The organism is Salmonella sp. FC25216 (assembly GCF_057751355.1).
The window spans coordinates 524539-540083 of sequence record NZ_JBDGON010000001.1 but is presented as its reverse complement, the minus strand read 5'-3'; the positions used below and the strand labels follow the sequence as shown (position 1 = coordinate 540083).

The window sequence follows — 15545 nt, the reverse complement described above, 5'->3', positions numbered from 1 at the left end:
TCCTCCAGATTATTGTAATTTCACCCTCGCGCAGCCAGATAAAGCCTCTGGGTTCTGCGGAGTATGAATGCGTTTCCACTGCTCCTTTATGGGTACAACAGTATAGTCTCAGGGATGTCAGGGAAATTTGACGTGTTCGATTTTTTTAGCGTATCAGGGGGATGAATTATCATTGATTTTGATTAATTTAATTACTAAACCATCTGAAATCACTTTTTTTACCCTCCAGAAGGCGCCCGATACGCCCGCGCAAAATTTGTTTCGCCCGCGCGTTGCGAGTAGACTTCGTGACCTTGTCTTAAACTGGAGAAAGAATCATGAGCGAAACGGCAACCTGGCAGCCGAGCGCGTCCATCCCCAATTTATTAAAACGCGCGGCGATTATGGCGGAAATCCGTCGTTTCTTTGCCGATCGTGGAGTGCTTGAGGTTGAGACGCCTTGCATGAGTCAGGCGACGGTCACGGACATCCATCTGTTCCCGTTCGAAACGCGTTTCGTCGGACCTGGCCATTCCCAGGGGATGAACCTCTATTTAATGACCAGTCCGGAATACCATATGAAACGCCTGCTGGCGGCAGGATGTGGTCCGGTTTTTCAGCTATGCCGCAGCTTCCGCAACGAAGAGATGGGACGACATCATAATCCGGAATTCACTATGCTGGAGTGGTATCGACCGCATTACGATATGTACCGCCTGATGAATGAAGTGGATGATTTGCTTCAGCAAGTGTTGGATTGTCAGCCTGCGGAAAGCCTCTCCTATCAACAGGCGTTTCAGCGCCACCTGGAGATTGACCCATTATCAGCGGACAAAATGCAGATGCGTGAGGTGGCGGCAAAGCTTGATTTAAGCAATATTGCCGATACGGAAGAAGACCGGGACACCTTGCTGCAACTGCTGTTCACGATGGGGGTCGAGCCGCATATAGGTAAAGAAAAGCCGACCTTTATTTATCATTTTCCGGCAAGTCAGGCATCGCTGGCGCAAATCAGTACCGAGGATCATCGCGTCGCCGAGCGCTTTGAGGTGTACTACAAAGGTATTGAGCTGGCGAATGGTTTCCACGAGCTGACGGACGCACGTGAACAACAACAGCGCTTTGAACAGGATAATCGTAAGCGCGCTGCGCGCGGCCTGCCGCAGCAGCCGATTGACCAAAATCTGCTGGATGCGCTGGCCGCAGGTTTACCGGATTGTTCCGGTGTGGCGCTGGGCGTTGATCGTCTGGTGATGCTGGCGCTGGGGGCGGAAAGCCTGGCGGACGTGATTGCTTTTACGGTCGATCGGGCGTAAATCTGAAATTTACTCTTTTGCGAGATAAAATGGCGCAATAAGCGCCATTTTGTAGCATATTTTTTCAATTATCCTCTACTTGCCACAACATAAGGCTGGATATTTGATGCCATTTAGGTATCAATCCTGTGTTGATTTTTTTATCGCTGACCTTTGTAAAAAAGAAGGCGGCGTCAATCGGTGAGCGGCGTCTGGCAAACGCGCTCGAGCGTAAGGGATGGTTGAATGACTCACACAATAAAAAAGATGAGCCTTATTGGGCTTATCCTGATGATTTTTACTTCTGTTTTTGGTTTTGCGAATAGCCCTTCGGCGTTTTATTTAATGGGATATAGCGCAATCCCGTGGTATATATTTTCTGCCTTACTGTTTTTTATTCCATTCGCCTTAATGATGGCTGAAATGGGTTCCGCTTATCGAAAAGAAGAGGGTGGAATCTATTCCTGGATGAATAATAGCGTGGGGCCGCGTTATGCGTTTATCGGCACGTTTATGTGGTTTTCATCGTATGTCATCTGGATGGTAAGTACGGCGGCAAAAGTCTGGGTACCGTTTTCTACTTTTGTTTTTGGCGCCGATATGACGCAGCACTGGGGGATCGCCGGGCTTGAAGCTACCCAGGTTGTCGGATTGTTGGCCGTTGGCTGGATGATTCTGGTGACGTGTGTCGCCGCCAGAGGGATTAATAAAATTGCGCGAATTACGGCAGTCGGAGGTATTGCCGTAATGTGTCTTAATTTAGTTTTATTGTTAGTGAGTGTCGCTATTTTGTTGTTAAATGGTGGGCATTTTGCACAAGAAATTAATTTTACCTCGTCACCGAATCCGGGTTATCACTCTGGCCTGGCAATGTTGTCATTTGTTGTATTTGCTATTTTTGCTTACGGTGGCATTGAAGCCGTCGGCGGGCTGGTGGATAAAACCGAGAAACCGGAAAAGAATTTTGCGAAAGGTATCGTCTTCGCGGCAATTGTGATTTCAATTGGTTATTCTTTGGCAATCTTTTTATGGGGCGTCAGCACTAACTGGCAACAGATATTAAGTAATAGCGCCGTTAACTTAGGGAATATCACCTATATTCTGATGTCGAGTTTAGGCACGACATTAGGCAACGCGTTAAACCTTTCTCCAGAAGCGGCGTTGACGGTGGGCGTCTGGTTTGCACGTATCACTGGTCTTTCTATGTTTCTGGCTTATACCGGCGCGTTTTTTACGTTGAGCTATTCACCGCTGAAAGCCATTATTCAGGGGACGCCAAAAGCGTTGTGGCCCGCGCCGATGACGAAACTGAACGCTAACGGTATGCCGGCGACCGCTATGTGGCTACAGTGTGTGCTGGTGAGTCTGTTTATTTTGCTGGTCTCTTTTGGCGGCGATACCGCGTCGGCGTTTTATAACAAACTCACGCTGATGGCGAATGTCTCAATGACGTTGCCATACCTGTTCCTTGCGCTGGCATTTCCCTTCTTTAAAGCGCGTCAGGATCTGGAGCGGCCATTTGTTCTCTTTAAAACCAAAGCCTCTACCCTGGTCGCGACAGTTGTTGTGGTGCTGGTGGTGACGTTTGCCAACGTTTTTACCATCATCCAACCAGTGATTGAGGCCGGGGACTGGAATAGCGCTCTGTGGATGACCGGCGGCCCGATCTTCTTCTCGTTGTTAGCGATGGCGATTTATCAGAATTACAGCCGCCGTATGAGCGCTGATCCGGAGTGGGCGGCGGAGTAAGCGCTTTGCGTGTAGGCCTGATAGCGCTGCGCTTATCAGGCCTACACGACACGAACCCGGATTACAAACTGCCGGCCGGGCGGCTGGTTTTACCGGCTGACGTTAACGTTCTTCCCGTCTGCTTCCCGTTCAGGCTTTCCAGACGCATCTGGAACGGTGGGAATGGCATATCGATACCGTGCTTATGGAAGCCCGCCAGAATCAACTGATGGATCTCATGGCGTAATGGCATACGGTGCCCCATTTCCGCGGCATAGATACGCAGTTCGAAAATCTGAATACCCTGCTGGAGATCCACCAGAAAGATTTCAGGTGGTGGGTTATCAAGCACCAAAGAACAGCGCTGCGCCGCCGTCAGTAGAATTTGCGTCACCTCTTCGCTATTGGCATCCGCTGGCGCCGGGATGGTTAACACCACGCGCGTAACGGAGTCAGACAGCGACCAGTTAATAAACTGTTCAGTGATAAAGGCTTTGTTCGGCACGATAATCTCTTTACGATCCCAGTCGCTGATGGTGGTGGCGCGGGTATTGATTTTGGTCACGCTACCGGTGAGATCGCGAATGGTCACCGTATCGCCGATACGAATCGGCTTTTCAAACAAAATAATCAGACCGGAGATAAAGTTAGCGAAAATTTCCTGCAGGCCAAAACCGAGCCCAACGCCGAGTGCGGCAACCAGCCACTGTAGCTTCGACCACTCAATTCCGATCATCGAGAAGCCGACCAGTCCGCCAATCAGCATTAACAGATATTTGGTGATGGTAGTGATGGCGTAACCGGTGCCCGGCGTTAAATCGAGATGCTGTAATAACGCCAGCTCCAGCAGCGCAGGCAGATTACGCACCAACTGCGTGGTGATGATAAACACCAGAATCGCAATGAGCACCGCCCCCAGGGTAATCGGCTCCAGGCTCTCCACACCCTGCACCGTAGAGGTGACATCCCACAGCGAAATATTCTCCAGGAAGCCGAACGCCGAGTGGATTTCCGACCACAGTACGATCACCGATAGCAGGGCGATAAGCATCAGAATCGAGCGGACCAGACGTAGCGATTGAGCGCTAATAGTGTCAAGATCGATTTCACTTTCATCGATGTCGACCGCGCCTTCAAGGCTGGAGGAGTGCGCCGGTTCTTCTTCGCCGCGCGCGCGCTGCGCCAACATTTCCGCCCGACGATGTTTGGCGCGGTCAAAAGCCAGTCGGCGTCGTTGGATCAGCATCCAGCGGCGAATTACGTGATAAATGACCAGCAGCAGGAACCAGATGGCGACCGAGGTTTCCAGTCTCGCCAGTAGCGCCTGCGCCGTGGCCAGATAGCCCACCGCCGCCGCCAGAATCGCGATAAGTGGCGCGCCCATCAACATATTCCACAGCAGGCTGTTGACCATGTTGTCGCTGTTGCCTTCTTTATCGAGATAGAGCGGGATTCCCGCTTTTTTCAGACTCAGCGTCACCAGCGCCAGCGCGCCGCATATCAGGATGAAGCAAAGGCGGCCCAACGAGCCGGAAAACTCCCGATCGTTAAGATTATCAAACATGATCACCGCCATAATGAGCGGCACGATCAGCCCAATGCTCATCAGGTAGTAGCGCATCGCTTTCGCTACCCGATTTCGCGGCCAGCCGAAATGCGCCACAAACAGGCCGTTAGGGCGGGCAAAAGCAGCGCAAATCATGACTACCCACAACAGCGGTACTGTCGCCGTCACGCCATCGCCGATGGCGACGGCCAGCGGATACGGCCAGGCTTCCTGTAGGCCATAACCAAGCGTCGCCCATAAGACGGGCAGCGGCGAGGCGACCAGAATCGACCAGAACACCGTTCGCAGCGTCAGCGAGAAGTGATCCTGGGTAACTTTCCCGACGCGCGAGGCTGAGCGCTCAAGGAACCGGTTGAAGTGTTGGCGCGAATAGAGGCTAAATCCGACCAGCACCAGCGCGCCGAATAACGGCAGTAGCGTCTCTTTGCTGGTCAGCATCATGATGCTGGCTTTACCTAACTGATTAAACGTATCTAATGAGATAAGCCGACGTAAATCCTGAACCAAATCAACAGGCCAGGAGAGCGATAGTGGGCTAACGTCAGCGGTCCAGAACAGATAACGGTGGGTCGCTTCGTTAACCTCTTTAAGCGCATCCTCCAGTTGACTATTGGAGACTTTCAGTTTGGTCAGCTCCAGGATCAGCGTGTCGCCGCCCTGTAACAAGGAGTTGAGCAGCTCACGCTGAGTACGAAGCTGGGCGTCAAGGATCCGGTTTTGCTCGGCGGTCAGCGGCTGTCCATCGGCCTGACGTATTTGCCGTAGCTGCGGCTGCTTATTGAGTAACTCTTCATAGCGCATACGGTGAACGCGTAGCTGCGCCATTTCCGTATCAAGCTGCTGCGGCTTAGGCATTTCCGGCAGACGGGCGACCTGCGCGCGCAGCGCTTCGCCAAGCATGTTGGACACGCCAAGCCATTGCGATTGCTCCCGCAGCGTATTGAGCGCCTGACGCACCTGTAACGTTTGGCTGGTGGCCTGTCGCTGCTGCGAGGCGACCAGATCCATCCGCTGCGCTTGTTGATTGAGTGCTTGTGACAGTTCGCGGTTGATTTTAAATTGCTCGACGATGCCTTCCGGCAGACCGGCGCTGTTTTCCGCCAGCAGCTCAGTGCTTTCCAGCGCGCGTTCCGCTTCACGTTGACGCAGGCTGTTAAGCTGATTGCGCAGCGCCTGAAGATACGCATCCAATTGCTGACTCTGTTTTTCCGCCAGTTCGGAACGCAGACGAGCCAGTTCCTGACGGTTGTTGGCGGACAGTTGCGCCAGCTCCAGTTCGTCGACTAACGCCTTTAGTTTAGCGGATTCCGCCTGCATACTGAGACTTTGCGCCTGGCTAAGCGAGGCACTTCCGCCCGCGGCGCCGAGCCGTCGCTCAATCTCATTAAGCTGGCGGCGGGCGTCGTTTTGCTGTTGGGGAAGCTGGCTGAGCGAGTCGGCGATCTCCCTGGCGCGCTCCTGCTCCTGTTGCGCCTCGCGGGTTTTATCCAGTAGCTGGCTGCTAACCTGCAAGATCTCCTGATTTAACACCTCGGTGGACATCTCTGGCGGTACGCTGCGAGGTTCATCGCGCAGATTATTCAACTGGGCGCGCAAGGTGGCGGACAGCTTAGGGAAATTATCAATAACGTGTTGATATTGTTTCGCGCGCTCAAGCGAGCCTTTTCGCTCTTCAAGCGCGTTTAACGCAGTCTGGAGCGCCTCAACAACTTCCGGCTGAGCAGGCTTCGCCGCTTTTGCCTGCTCCAGTTCCTGCGTGATTTGTTTGGCGTCGGGGGCCGTTGCGGCGAACGCCCCCGTGCTGAGGCACCAGGCCATCAGAAAAGCGATAATCAGGCGCACGTCAGCGTTCTCTCTTGATTAGGTTTCGTCTTTTTTATCGTCAACCAGCGGGCTGGCGTCGTGTTCGGCTTTAATTTCTTCTTCCGGCAGTGGAGCAGGTTCTACCTCTGGTGCGACGAATGTTTCGGTCGAGGTTGCCAGCGGTTGGCCAATTTTGGTGACGGACAGGCTTGCCAGCGACTCGATCAGATCCACTTTCCCCGGCGCAAATAAGTTGATGACCGTGGAACCCAGTTTAAAGCGCCCCATCTCCTGGCCTTTCAACAAGGCGACAGACCCTTCATGTTCGCCTTCTGGCCAGGTCCAGCGCTTGATGATACCTTCGCGCGGCGGCGTAATGGTCCCCGCCCAGACGGTTTCGATACTGCCGACAATAGTCGCGCCGACCAGAATCTGCGCCATAGGGCCGAACTCGGTATCAAACAGACAGATAACGCGCTCGTTGCGGGCAAACAGGTTGGGGACGTTTTGCGCGGTCAGATGGTTAACGGAGAACAGATCGCCCGGTACGTAGATCATTTCGCGCAGGATGCCGTTGCATGGCATATGCACGCGATGGTAGTCGCGAGGGGAGAGGTAAGTGGTCACGAACGTGCCGTTGCGGAACTTATTCGCCATCAGGTAGTTACCCGCCAACAACGCCTCAAGGCTGTAATTATGGCCTTTGGCCTGCAAAATTTTATCTTCTTCGATACGGCCCAACTGGCTAATCACACCGTCGGCAGGCATAACCAGGATGTTAGGATCGGTATTGAGCGGGCGCACATCATCACGCAGCGGGCGCACGAAAAAATCATTGAACGTACGATAGCTGGCGGTATCCGGTTTTTGCGCCTCTGTCATATCGACTTTGTAATACTTTACAAAGAGATCGATAACCAGTTTCGTCAGCCATCCTGCTCGTTTGCTTGCGCCCCAGCCCGCCAGGCGAGTGAGCCATAGTTTCGGCAGAATGTATTGTAGCGAAAGTTTAAATGAGTTTAACAAGGTAGCCTCCAGGCCATTGTTGTTCCTGAACCGGCATTTATACCGGCATCCTGAAAAAAGGGGACGATTCTAACGACGCCTAGCGTATCTGTCAGTCGTCCGTATCAGAAAAGTTTTTACGCGTTTTTACCTGCGCCATACTTTCAAGAATTCGGTGATAATTTTCGAAACGGGTTTCCGCTATAGCGCCGTTCTCTACCGCCTCGCGAATGGCGCAGCCTGGATCGGCGTCATGCTTGCAGTCCCGGTATTTGCAATGTCCCAAATAGTCATGAAATTCGACAAAGCCCTGCGTGATTTGTTCCGGCTCCAGATGCCATAAGCCGAACTCGCGCACGCCAGGGGAGTCAATGACATCGCCGCCATGCGGGAAATGATACAGACGAGCAGCGGTAGTGGTATGTTGACCCAGACCGGAGACATTCGACACATCGTTCGTCAGAATCTCGTTCTGTAAGCCGAGCAGGGCGTTTAGCAGACTGGATTTTCCGACGCCGGACTGTCCGGCAAAAATACTGATGCGACCGGTTAACGCCTCTTCCAGCGGTTTCAGGCCATCCTGCGTATGGCTGGAGACCATCAGCACGCGATAGCCGATATTGCGGTAAATATCCATCTGCTCATTAACGAAGTCCATGCCTTCGTCATCCAGCAGATCAATTTTGTTCAGTACGATAAGCGGCTCAACCTGTAGGGTTTCACAGCCGACCAGATAGCGATCGATGATATTCAGCGACAGCTCCGGCAAAATCGCGGAGACGATAACGATTTGGTCAATGTTGGCGGCAATAGGCTTCACGCCGTCGTAGAAGTCCGGGCGCGTCAATACCGAGGTGCGCTCATGCACCGCTTCAACGATGCCTTTTACGTTGACGCCCTCTGAGGCGGCTTTGCCCGGACGCCAGACGACACGATCGCCTGTCACCAGCGAGCGAATGGTGCGGCGGATATTGCAACGGTGAACCTCGCCGTCAGCAGATTCCACATCGGCATGCATACCAAAACGGCTAATGACGATACCTTCTGCAGGCTCGCCAAACAGGTTGTCATCGTAGTCGGCTTTCTCCGCGGACGTTTTTAAACGACGCTGGTGATTGGCGTTCACACGGCGCTGCTGGCCTTTGGAGAGTTTATTTTTGCTCAATCGTACTGGCTCCTGGTCGCCCATAGTGGGCAAAACATCTATGATACACGCAATTGTAGATGAATATAGTCACAGTGAATGTGACCTCTGAAGGGTGGAAAATAGCATGAGTGCCGATGAAAACAACCTGATTTGGATCGATCTGGAGATGACAGGTCTGGACCCCGAGCGCGATCGCATTATTGAGATAGCCACGCTGGTGACGGATGCCAGTCTGAATATTCTGGCGGAAGGGCCGACGATTGCGGTACATCAACCCGATGCGCAACTGGCGTTAATGGATGACTGGAACGTGCGCACCCATACCGGCAGCGGCCTGGTGGGTCGCGTTAAGGCAAGTACGATGGGCGAACGAGACGCTGAACTGGCGACGATTGAATTCTTGAAAACGTGGGTGCCTGCGGGTAAGTCGCCGATTTGCGGTAATAGCATTGGTCAGGATCGTCGTTTCCTGTTTAAATATATGCCGGAACTGGAGGCTTACTTCCACTATCGCTATCTGGATGTCAGTACACTCAAGGAACTGGCGCGCCGCTGGAAGCCGGAGATTCTGGCTGGCTTTACCAAGCAGGGCACGCACCAGGCGATGGATGATATTCGCGAGTCGGTAGCGGAACTGGCTTACTACCGCGAGCATTTCATTAAGCTATGAGGCGCGACATGCCGGATGACGACGCCAGAGCGTTTTATCCGGCAGCTCTCCCGCCGCTGAATTACTGCGTAAACCATTTCTCTTGCATCTGCGCATATTCCGGCGACGCTTTCACCTTGTCGAGTGCGGCATTAATCTCTTGCAATAGCGGGTCATTGCCTTTGCGTACCGCAATGCCTAACCCTTTTCCGTAGTAGTCAGGATCGCTGGCGCGTTCATCCATGATGGCGTAATCTGGATTGTTTTTTAGCCATTTGCCAATCGCGGCGACATCGCCAAACACGCCCTCAAGGCGGTTATTTTTCAGATCGGTAAAGGCGTTCAGATAGCTGTCATAGGCGACTGGCGTGATTGCTTGTTGTTTATCCTGCAAATAGCGCTGATGCGTTGTACCGTTTTCCAGTCCGACTTTTTTGCCTTTCAGATCGGCAAAAGTGTGATAAGCCCCTTTACGCGTGACGACTACCGCCGACAAACCTTCGTAATAGGGTTGGCTAAAGGAGACCTGCTGTTCACGTTTGGGCGTCATGTCCATACCAGCGATCACCGCATCAAATTTCTTGAAGCGTAGACCGGGGATCAGGCTATCAAAGCTCTGGTTAGTGAATGAACACTCCGCTTGCATCTCTTTGCAGACTGCGTTGGCGACATCAATATCGAAACCAACAATTTTATTATCGGCATCGACAAACTCATAGGGCGCATAGGTTGCGGAGGTGCCAAAATGTAATGTTCTGGCGGAAACGGAAGCAGCGTGAACGGAGAGGCTGGCTAACAGCATGACAATAAGCTTTTTTTTCATCTTGATCCTTGATATCGATTGGATGTTGTGGTGGTTCCGATGCGCTTCGTTCTTTAAGCGGTTTTCTGGCGGCTGGCTTAAGATACGCCAGTCACATCGCTATCTATGTTCCTGATCGTTTTTTGCTGCTGCGATACCGCGTAAATGATGAGGCGCATACACCTTGCTATTCTTTTTTTGGCGCAGGGTGCTATTCTGATTCTGTGCCTTTAGGCGTGGCGTGAAAAGTTTTTTGTCGAATGACGCACGCTTTGCTCGTTTTTTATCTTGTTTGGTGATTTAATCAGCACTCAAACAAAAAACGCGAAAAAATGCGCTCAGGGGCTTGCAGCTAAATGGATTTCTCGTATAATGCGCCTCCCGTAACGACGCAGAAATGCGAATTACGACAGCAACAAATTTGCGGGAATAGCTCAGTTGGTAGAGCACGACCTTGCCAAGGTCGGGGTCGCGAGTTCGAGTCTCGTTTCCCGCTCCAAAATTTGAAAGTACTTGTTAAGTACAGACCACCAATCGCAGGATTTCGAATTGCGACAAGGCGGCAACTGAATGAGTCCTCAGAAGCTTACTGAAGTAAGTGGCTGAGGCGAGTGAAGGCAGCCAACGCAGTAGCGGTTCGAAAGACGAAGATTATGCGGGAATAGCTCAGTTGGTAGAGCACGACCTTGCCAAGGTCGGGGTCGCGAGTTCGAGTCTCGTTTCCCGCTCCAAATTTGATAGTGCTTGTTAAGCACAAACGCACCCAAGCGGGAATAGCTCAGTTGGTAGAGCACGACCTTGCCAAGGTCGGGGTCGCGAGTTCGAGTCTCGTTTCCCGCTCCAATTCTTATCTACAGTAAAATTATCCACAACGAAAATCGCGTTGGGGAACGTTTTGTTCCGCTTTCGTCAGATCCTTGTAAACAGACTTATCCACAGGATGGTCCATTACTCCTGGAATGCCAAAAATCATACCTAACCAGTGGAATTTATACAACGCATTGAAATTTATGCAAAAAATAAGATTTCAAAATGTTAGCGTTATGGACTGTTCCTTTTCTCCCTCTTGAATCGCAATGTGTTTTTATTTTTATACACAGCCTGTGAATAATTCAGGCATCGCGCACCAGCCCTTTCTCAATCACCCTGACCAGACGTTGTTTTTTCGGTAGCTGCACTTCAATGATGCAGGCGTTCCGCTTTTCAATTTGTTGCGCAACCGCCCATTCGATATGCTCATCAAGGAGTGGATGCTCACCCTTGCGGCTTTCCAGCGCCGCAATGACGGCATTACTCCACGGCGCATTCCCCAGCGCGACGGCAACATTGCGCAGCCAGCGTAAATGACCAATGCGCCGAATCGCAGAACCTTCAGTGACTTTCAGAAATTGCGCTTCGCTCCAGCTAAACAACTCAAGCAACTCCGGAGCATGCAGCGCCTTGCGTGGGCTAAAATCTGCTTCGTCGGTCAACTGAGAATAACGATTCCACGGACAGATAAGCTGGCAGTCATCGCAGCCGTAAATACGGTTGCCTATCAGTGGGCGAAATGCTTCTGGAATAGCGCCTTCCAGCTCAATGGTAAGATAAGAAATACAGCGCCGCGCGTCCACCGTATAGGGTTCGACAATCGCCCCGGTCGGGCAAATGGTCATACAGGCGACGCATTTGCCGCAACCTTCCTCAATCGGTTGGTCGACCGGCAGCGGTAAATCAATCAGCAATTCCCCCAGGAAAAAGAATGACCCCGCCTCCCGATTAAGAATAAGTGAGTGCTTACCCGTCCAGCCAAGTCCGGCTTTTTCCGCTAATGGGCGTTCAAGAATAGGCGCAGAGTCGACAAACGGTCTAAAATTCAGCGAACCGCAGTGCTGCTGGATCTGCTCGCCCAGTTTTTTAAGGCGGTTGCGTAATAGCTTGTGATAATCACGCCCCAGCGCATATCGGCTAACGTAGCCCAGCGTGGGATTCTTCAACGTACTGGCAAACGCGGCGTTGGCGGGCAGATAGTTCATGCGCACGCTGATGACACGTAGCGTTCCAGGTAAGAGTTCATGAGGCCGGGCGCGCATCATACCGTGGCGCGCCATCCATGCCATCTCGCCGTGGTATTGTTTGTCCAGCCACGCCTGCAGCACAGGTTCGGATGCGCGCAGATCGGTGTCGGTAATACCGACCTGCTGAAAGCCCAGCTCCAGCCCCCACTGCTTAATATTTTGCGCTAACTGATTGAGATCGAGGGGCTTTGACATGATGGACCATAACATGAAGAAAAACCCTGTAAGTATACCACACTCCATTTGGCCCGCCGATGACATCAAACGGCTGGAACGCGATGCGGCGGATGCCTTCGGGCTCACACTCTATGAATTGATGCTGCGCGCTGGCGACGCAGCGTTTCGGATAGCTCGTGACATGTACCCTGACGCCCGACACTGGCTGGTGCTGTGTGGTCATGGTAACAACGGCGGCGATGGTTACGTCGTGGCGCGACTGGCGCAAGCGGCGGGCATTAGCGTGACGTTGCTGGCGCAGGAGAGCGACAAACCGTTGCCTGAAGAAGCAGCACAGGCGCGCGATGCCTGGCTGAATGCCGGGGGAATTATTCATGCTGCCGATATTATCTGGCCGGAAGTGACAGATCTGATTATCGACGCGCTGCTTGGCACTGGCATAGCCCAGGCGCCGCGCGCCCCGGTAGCCAGTCTGATTGAACAGGCGAACGCCCATCCTGCGCCGGTTGTCGCCGTCGATATCCCGTCAGGTCTGCTGGCGCAAACGGGCACCACGCCCGGCGCGGTGATAAGTGCCGCGCATACGGTCACGTTTATCGCGCTGAAACCTGGGCTGCTGACCGGCAAAGCGCGTGATGTTACCGGCATACTGCATTATGACGCGTTGGGACTGGAAGGCTGGCTGGCGAGCCAGACGCCGCCGCTCCGGCGTTTTGATGCGACGCAGTTGGGGCAATGGCTAACGCCGCGTCGACCGACCTCCCATAAGGGCGATCATGGTCGCCTGGCCATTATCGGCGGTGACCTGGGAACTGCGGGCGCGATTCGGATGGCTGGCGAGGCGGCGCTGCGTGCGGGAGCGGGGTTGGTCAGGGTACTGACCCGCGGTGAAAACATCGCGCCGTTGCTGACGGCCCGCCCGGAACTGATGGTACATGAACTGACGCCTCAGTCGCTGGAAGAGAGCCTGACCTGGGCTGACGTTGTGGTTATCGGCCCGGGGCTTGGGCAGCAGGAATGGGGCAAAAAAGCCTTACAGAAAGTAGAAAACGTCCGTAAACCTATGCTGTGGGATGCGGATGCGTTGAACCTACTGGCAATCAATCCTGATAAACGTCACAATCGCGTGATTACGCCGCATCCGGGAGAGGCTGCCCGCCTGTTAGGATGTTCTGTGGCAGAAATTGAAAGTGATCGCTTACTTTCAGCACAGCGTCTGGTAAAACGTTACGGAGGCGTGGTTGTGTTAAAAGGCGCAGGAACGATTATCGCCTCTGCACACCACCCTTTGGCTATCGTTGACGCTGGTAATGCGGGGATGGCGAGCGGCGGGATGGGCGATGTCCTGTCTGGCATCATCGGCGCATTGCTTGGACAGAAGTTTACCCCGTATGATGCGGCATGTGTGGGATGTGTGGCTCACGGCGCGGCGGCGGACTTACTGGCAGCGCGTTATGGCGCTCGCGGCATGTTGGCGACCGATCTTTTTACTACGCTGCGGCGTATTGTTAACCCTGATGTGATTGACGTAAACCATGATGAATCGAGTAATTCCGCTACCTGACGAACAGGCGACGCTAGACCTGGGGCAACGGGTAGCCAACGCCTGCGATGGCGCGACCGTTATTTATCTGTATGGCGATTTAGGTGCCGGTAAAACGACGTTTAGCCGGGGGTTTTTACAGGCGTTAGGCCATAACGGTAATGTAAAAAGTCCCACCTATACACTGGTAGAACCTTATGCGCTTGATAACATGATGGTATATCACTTCGACTTATACCGTCTTGCGGACCCGGAGGAGCTGGAGTTTATGGGCATTCGCGATTATTTCGCCAACGACGCCATTTGCCTGGTGGAGTGGCCGCAACAAGGTAAAGGCGTTCTCCCCGACCCGGACGTCGAAATCCATATTGATTATCAGACGCAGGGGCGTGAGGCGCGCGTAAGCGCAGTATCCTCAGCGGGTCATTCGTTACTGGCGCGTTTAGCCGATTAGCTATAAAGGTGGCGGGATGATTTATCGCATCAAAAATGCCGTAATAGCAGCCTTAATCCTGCTGTGCGCGCAGGCGGGCGCCGCCAGTCTCTCTGATATTCAGGTTTCCAACGGCGAGCAGCAGGCGCGCATTACGCTCAGTTTTATCGGCGAGCCGGAATATGCTTACTCACAGGACGGTAAACGTACCGTGGCGCTGGATATCAGGCAGACCGGCGTGATTCAGGGGCTGCCGCTTCAGTTTAGCGGTAACAATCTGGTGAAAACGATCCGTGCCGGGACGCCGAAAGATGCGCAATCTTTACGGTTGCTTGTCGATCTAACAGAAAATGGCAAAACCGAGGCTGTGAAGCGGCAAAACGGCGGCAACTATACGGTCATTTTCACCATTAATGCCGATGTCCCGCCACCACCACCTGTCGTTGCGAAACGGGTTGAAAGTGCGCCCCGCCCGACGGAGCCTGCCCGTAATCCGTTTAAATCTCCTGATGATCGCCTAACCGGCGTAACCAGCAGCAAGACCGTTACGCGACCTACGGCGCGCGCGCCGGCAGGCGCTGGCGATAAAGTGGTGATTGCTATTGATGCCGGACATGGAGGCCAGGACCCCGGCGCGATAGGCCCGGGTGGTACGCGTGAGAAAAATGTCACCATCGCCATCGCGCGTAAGTTACGCACATTACTGAATAACGATCCGATGTTTAAAGGCGTGCTGACGCGTGACGGCGACTATTTTATTTCGGTGATGGGGCGGTCTGACGTGGCGCGTAAGCAAAACGCCAACTTCCTTGTCTCTATTCATGCGGATGCCGCGCCAAATCGCGACGCCACCGGCGCCTCCGTTTGGGTATTGTCCAATCGTCGCGCGAACAGCGAAATGGCAAACTGGCTTGAGCAGCATGAGAAGCAGTCCGAACTGTTAGGCGGCGCTGGCGATGTGCTGGCGAACAGTCAGTCAGACCCTTACCTGAGCCAGGCGGTACTGGATTTGCAATTCGGTCATTCGCAGCGGGTAGGGTATGATGTGGCGACGAACGTGCTAAGCCAACTGGACGGCGTGGGGTCACTGCATAAACGTCGCCCGGAACACGCGAGCCTCGGCGTGCTGCGTTCGCCGGATATCCCGTCCATTTTGGTGGAGACAGGCTTTATCAGTAATCACGGCGAAGAGCGATTGCTGGCGAGCGATCGCTATCAGCAGCAGATTGCTGACGCTATATACAAAGGGTTGCGTAAGTACTTTGCAGCGCATCCGATCCAGTCTGCGCCGCAGGGCGGCCCAGGCCAGACGGCCAGTACCAACCAGCCTGGCGGCATAACCGCCGCGAATTAAGGAGAT

11 protein-coding genes and 3 tRNA genes are annotated in these 15545 nt (G+C 53.4%); 9 read left to right on the top strand and 5 right to left on the bottom strand.

Going from position 1 to position 15545, the window contains the following annotated elements; all coding sequences use genetic code 11:
- The first annotated feature begins 317 nt into the window (after window positions 1-317).
- Together epmA and yjeM are read left to right on the top strand one after the other, a co-directional pair.
- Window positions 318-1295, top strand: coding sequence for an elongation factor P--(R)-beta-lysine ligase (gene epmA / locus AC3G3F_RS02540; RefSeq protein WP_070801348.1), 978 nt, complete (start codon window positions 318-320; stop codon window positions 1293-1295).
- 225 nt (window positions 1296-1520) lie between these two features.
- Window positions 1521-3023, top strand: coding sequence for a glutamate/gamma-aminobutyrate family transporter YjeM (gene yjeM / locus AC3G3F_RS02535; RefSeq protein ID WP_023248786.1), 1503 nt, complete (start codon window positions 1521-1523; stop codon window positions 3021-3023).
- Window positions 3024-3084: 61 nt separating this feature from the next.
- Here yjeM and mscM read toward each other — a convergent pair whose 3' ends face one another.
- The 3 genes from mscM to rsgA all read right to left on the bottom strand — a co-directional run bounded on the left by mscM (window position 3085) and on the right by rsgA (window position 8542).
- Entirely contained in the window at window positions 3085-6411 is a 3327-nt protein-coding gene (mscM, locus tag AC3G3F_RS02530) for a miniconductance mechanosensitive channel MscM (protein ID WP_488394379.1), read from the bottom strand.
- 18 nt (window positions 6412-6429) lie between these two features.
- Window positions 6430-7398 (bottom strand): archaetidylserine decarboxylase, encoded by a 969-nt coding sequence (asd, locus tag AC3G3F_RS02525; RefSeq protein WP_023248788.1) that lies wholly within the window; start codon window positions 7396-7398, stop codon window positions 6430-6432.
- Between the two features lie 91 nt (window positions 7399-7489).
- Window positions 7490-8542 (bottom strand): small ribosomal subunit biogenesis GTPase RsgA, encoded by a 1053-nt coding sequence (gene rsgA, locus AC3G3F_RS02520; protein ID WP_023248789.1) that lies wholly within the window; start codon window positions 8540-8542, stop codon window positions 7490-7492.
- A gap of 106 nt (window positions 8543-8648) precedes the next feature.
- On the opposite strand from rsgA, the gene orn reads away from it, so the two are divergent.
- Window positions 8649-9194, top strand: coding sequence for an oligoribonuclease (orn, locus tag AC3G3F_RS02515; protein WP_488394377.1), 546 nt, complete (start codon window positions 8649-8651; stop codon window positions 9192-9194).
- A gap of 61 nt (window positions 9195-9255) precedes the next feature.
- On the opposite strand, the gene AC3G3F_RS02510 is transcribed toward orn, so the two are convergent.
- On the bottom strand, window positions 9256-9996 hold the full coding sequence (locus AC3G3F_RS02510; RefSeq protein WP_023248790.1) for an arginine ABC transporter substrate-binding protein: 741 nt from the start codon (window positions 9994-9996) through the stop codon (window positions 9256-9258).
- Between the two features lie 402 nt (window positions 9997-10398).
- On the opposite strand from AC3G3F_RS02510, the gene AC3G3F_RS02505 reads away from it, so the two are divergent.
- From AC3G3F_RS02505 to AC3G3F_RS02495, 3 genes are all read left to right on the top strand, one after another.
- A tRNA-Gly gene (locus AC3G3F_RS02505) sits at window positions 10399-10474 on the top strand.
- Window positions 10475-10630: 156 nt separating this feature from the next.
- Window positions 10631-10706: transfer RNA gene (locus tag AC3G3F_RS02500), tRNA-Gly, on the top strand.
- Between the two features lie 36 nt (window positions 10707-10742).
- A tRNA-Gly gene (locus tag AC3G3F_RS02495) sits at window positions 10743-10818 on the top strand.
- Between the two features lie 269 nt (window positions 10819-11087).
- Here AC3G3F_RS02495 and queG read toward each other — a convergent pair.
- The gene (gene queG, locus AC3G3F_RS02490) at window positions 11088-12227 is read right to left on the bottom strand and encodes a tRNA epoxyqueuosine(34) reductase QueG (protein ID WP_023248682.1); all 1140 of its coding nucleotides are present in this window, start codon (window positions 12225-12227) and stop codon (window positions 11088-11090) included.
- Between queG and nnr the strand changes: the two genes are divergently transcribed.
- From nnr to amiB, 3 genes are read left to right on the top strand one after another with little or no spacing between them, the layout of a single operon-like run.
- Entirely contained in the window at window positions 12226-13773 is a 1548-nt protein-coding gene (gene nnr / locus AC3G3F_RS02485) for a bifunctional ADP-dependent NAD(P)H-hydrate dehydratase/NAD(P)H-hydrate epimerase (RefSeq protein WP_064055799.1), read from the top strand. The two genes, queG and nnr, sit on opposite strands and share 2 nt — an antisense overlap.
- Window positions 13745-14206 (top strand): tRNA (adenosine(37)-N6)-threonylcarbamoyltransferase complex ATPase subunit type 1 TsaE, encoded by a 462-nt coding sequence (gene tsaE, locus AC3G3F_RS02480; protein ID WP_023248680.1) that lies wholly within the window; start codon window positions 13745-13747, stop codon window positions 14204-14206. The genes nnr and tsaE overlap by 29 nt, the downstream gene beginning before the upstream one ends.
- A gap of 16 nt (window positions 14207-14222) precedes the next feature.
- Window positions 14223-15539 carry an N-acetylmuramoyl-L-alanine amidase AmiB gene (gene amiB, locus AC3G3F_RS02475; protein ID WP_220529101.1) on the top strand — a complete coding sequence of 439 codons (1317 nt, stop codon included), beginning with the start codon at window positions 14223-14225 and terminating at the stop codon, window positions 15537-15539.
- Window positions 15540-15545 lie beyond the last annotated feature (6 nt).

What these genes read in the sequence shown, in the direction of transcription:
- epmA (WP_070801348.1), top strand. Translation starts at nt 318, where the DNA reads ATGAGCGAAACGGCAACCTGGCAGCCGAGCGCGTCCATCCCCAATTTA.
- yjeM (WP_023248786.1), top strand. Translation starts at nt 1,521, where the DNA reads ATGACTCACACAATAAAAAAGATGAGCCTTATTGGGCTTATCCTGATG.
- orn (WP_488394377.1), top strand. Translation starts at nt 8,649, where the DNA reads ATGAGTGCCGATGAAAACAACCTGATTTGGATCGATCTGGAGATGACA.
- AC3G3F_RS02510 (WP_023248790.1), bottom strand. Translation starts at nt 9,996, where the DNA reads ATGAAAAAAAAGCTTATTGTCATGCTGTTAGCCAGCCTCTCCGTTCAC.
- nnr (WP_064055799.1), top strand. Translation starts at nt 12,226, where the DNA reads ATGATGGACCATAACATGAAGAAAAACCCTGTAAGTATACCACACTCC.
- queG (WP_023248682.1), bottom strand. Translation starts at nt 12,227, where the DNA reads ATGTCAAAGCCCCTCGATCTCAATCAGTTAGCGCAAAATATTAAGCAG.
- tsaE (WP_023248680.1), top strand. Translation starts at nt 13,745, where the DNA reads ATGATGAATCGAGTAATTCCGCTACCTGACGAACAGGCGACGCTAGAC.
- amiB (WP_220529101.1), top strand. Translation starts at nt 14,223, where the DNA reads ATGATTTATCGCATCAAAAATGCCGTAATAGCAGCCTTAATCCTGCTG.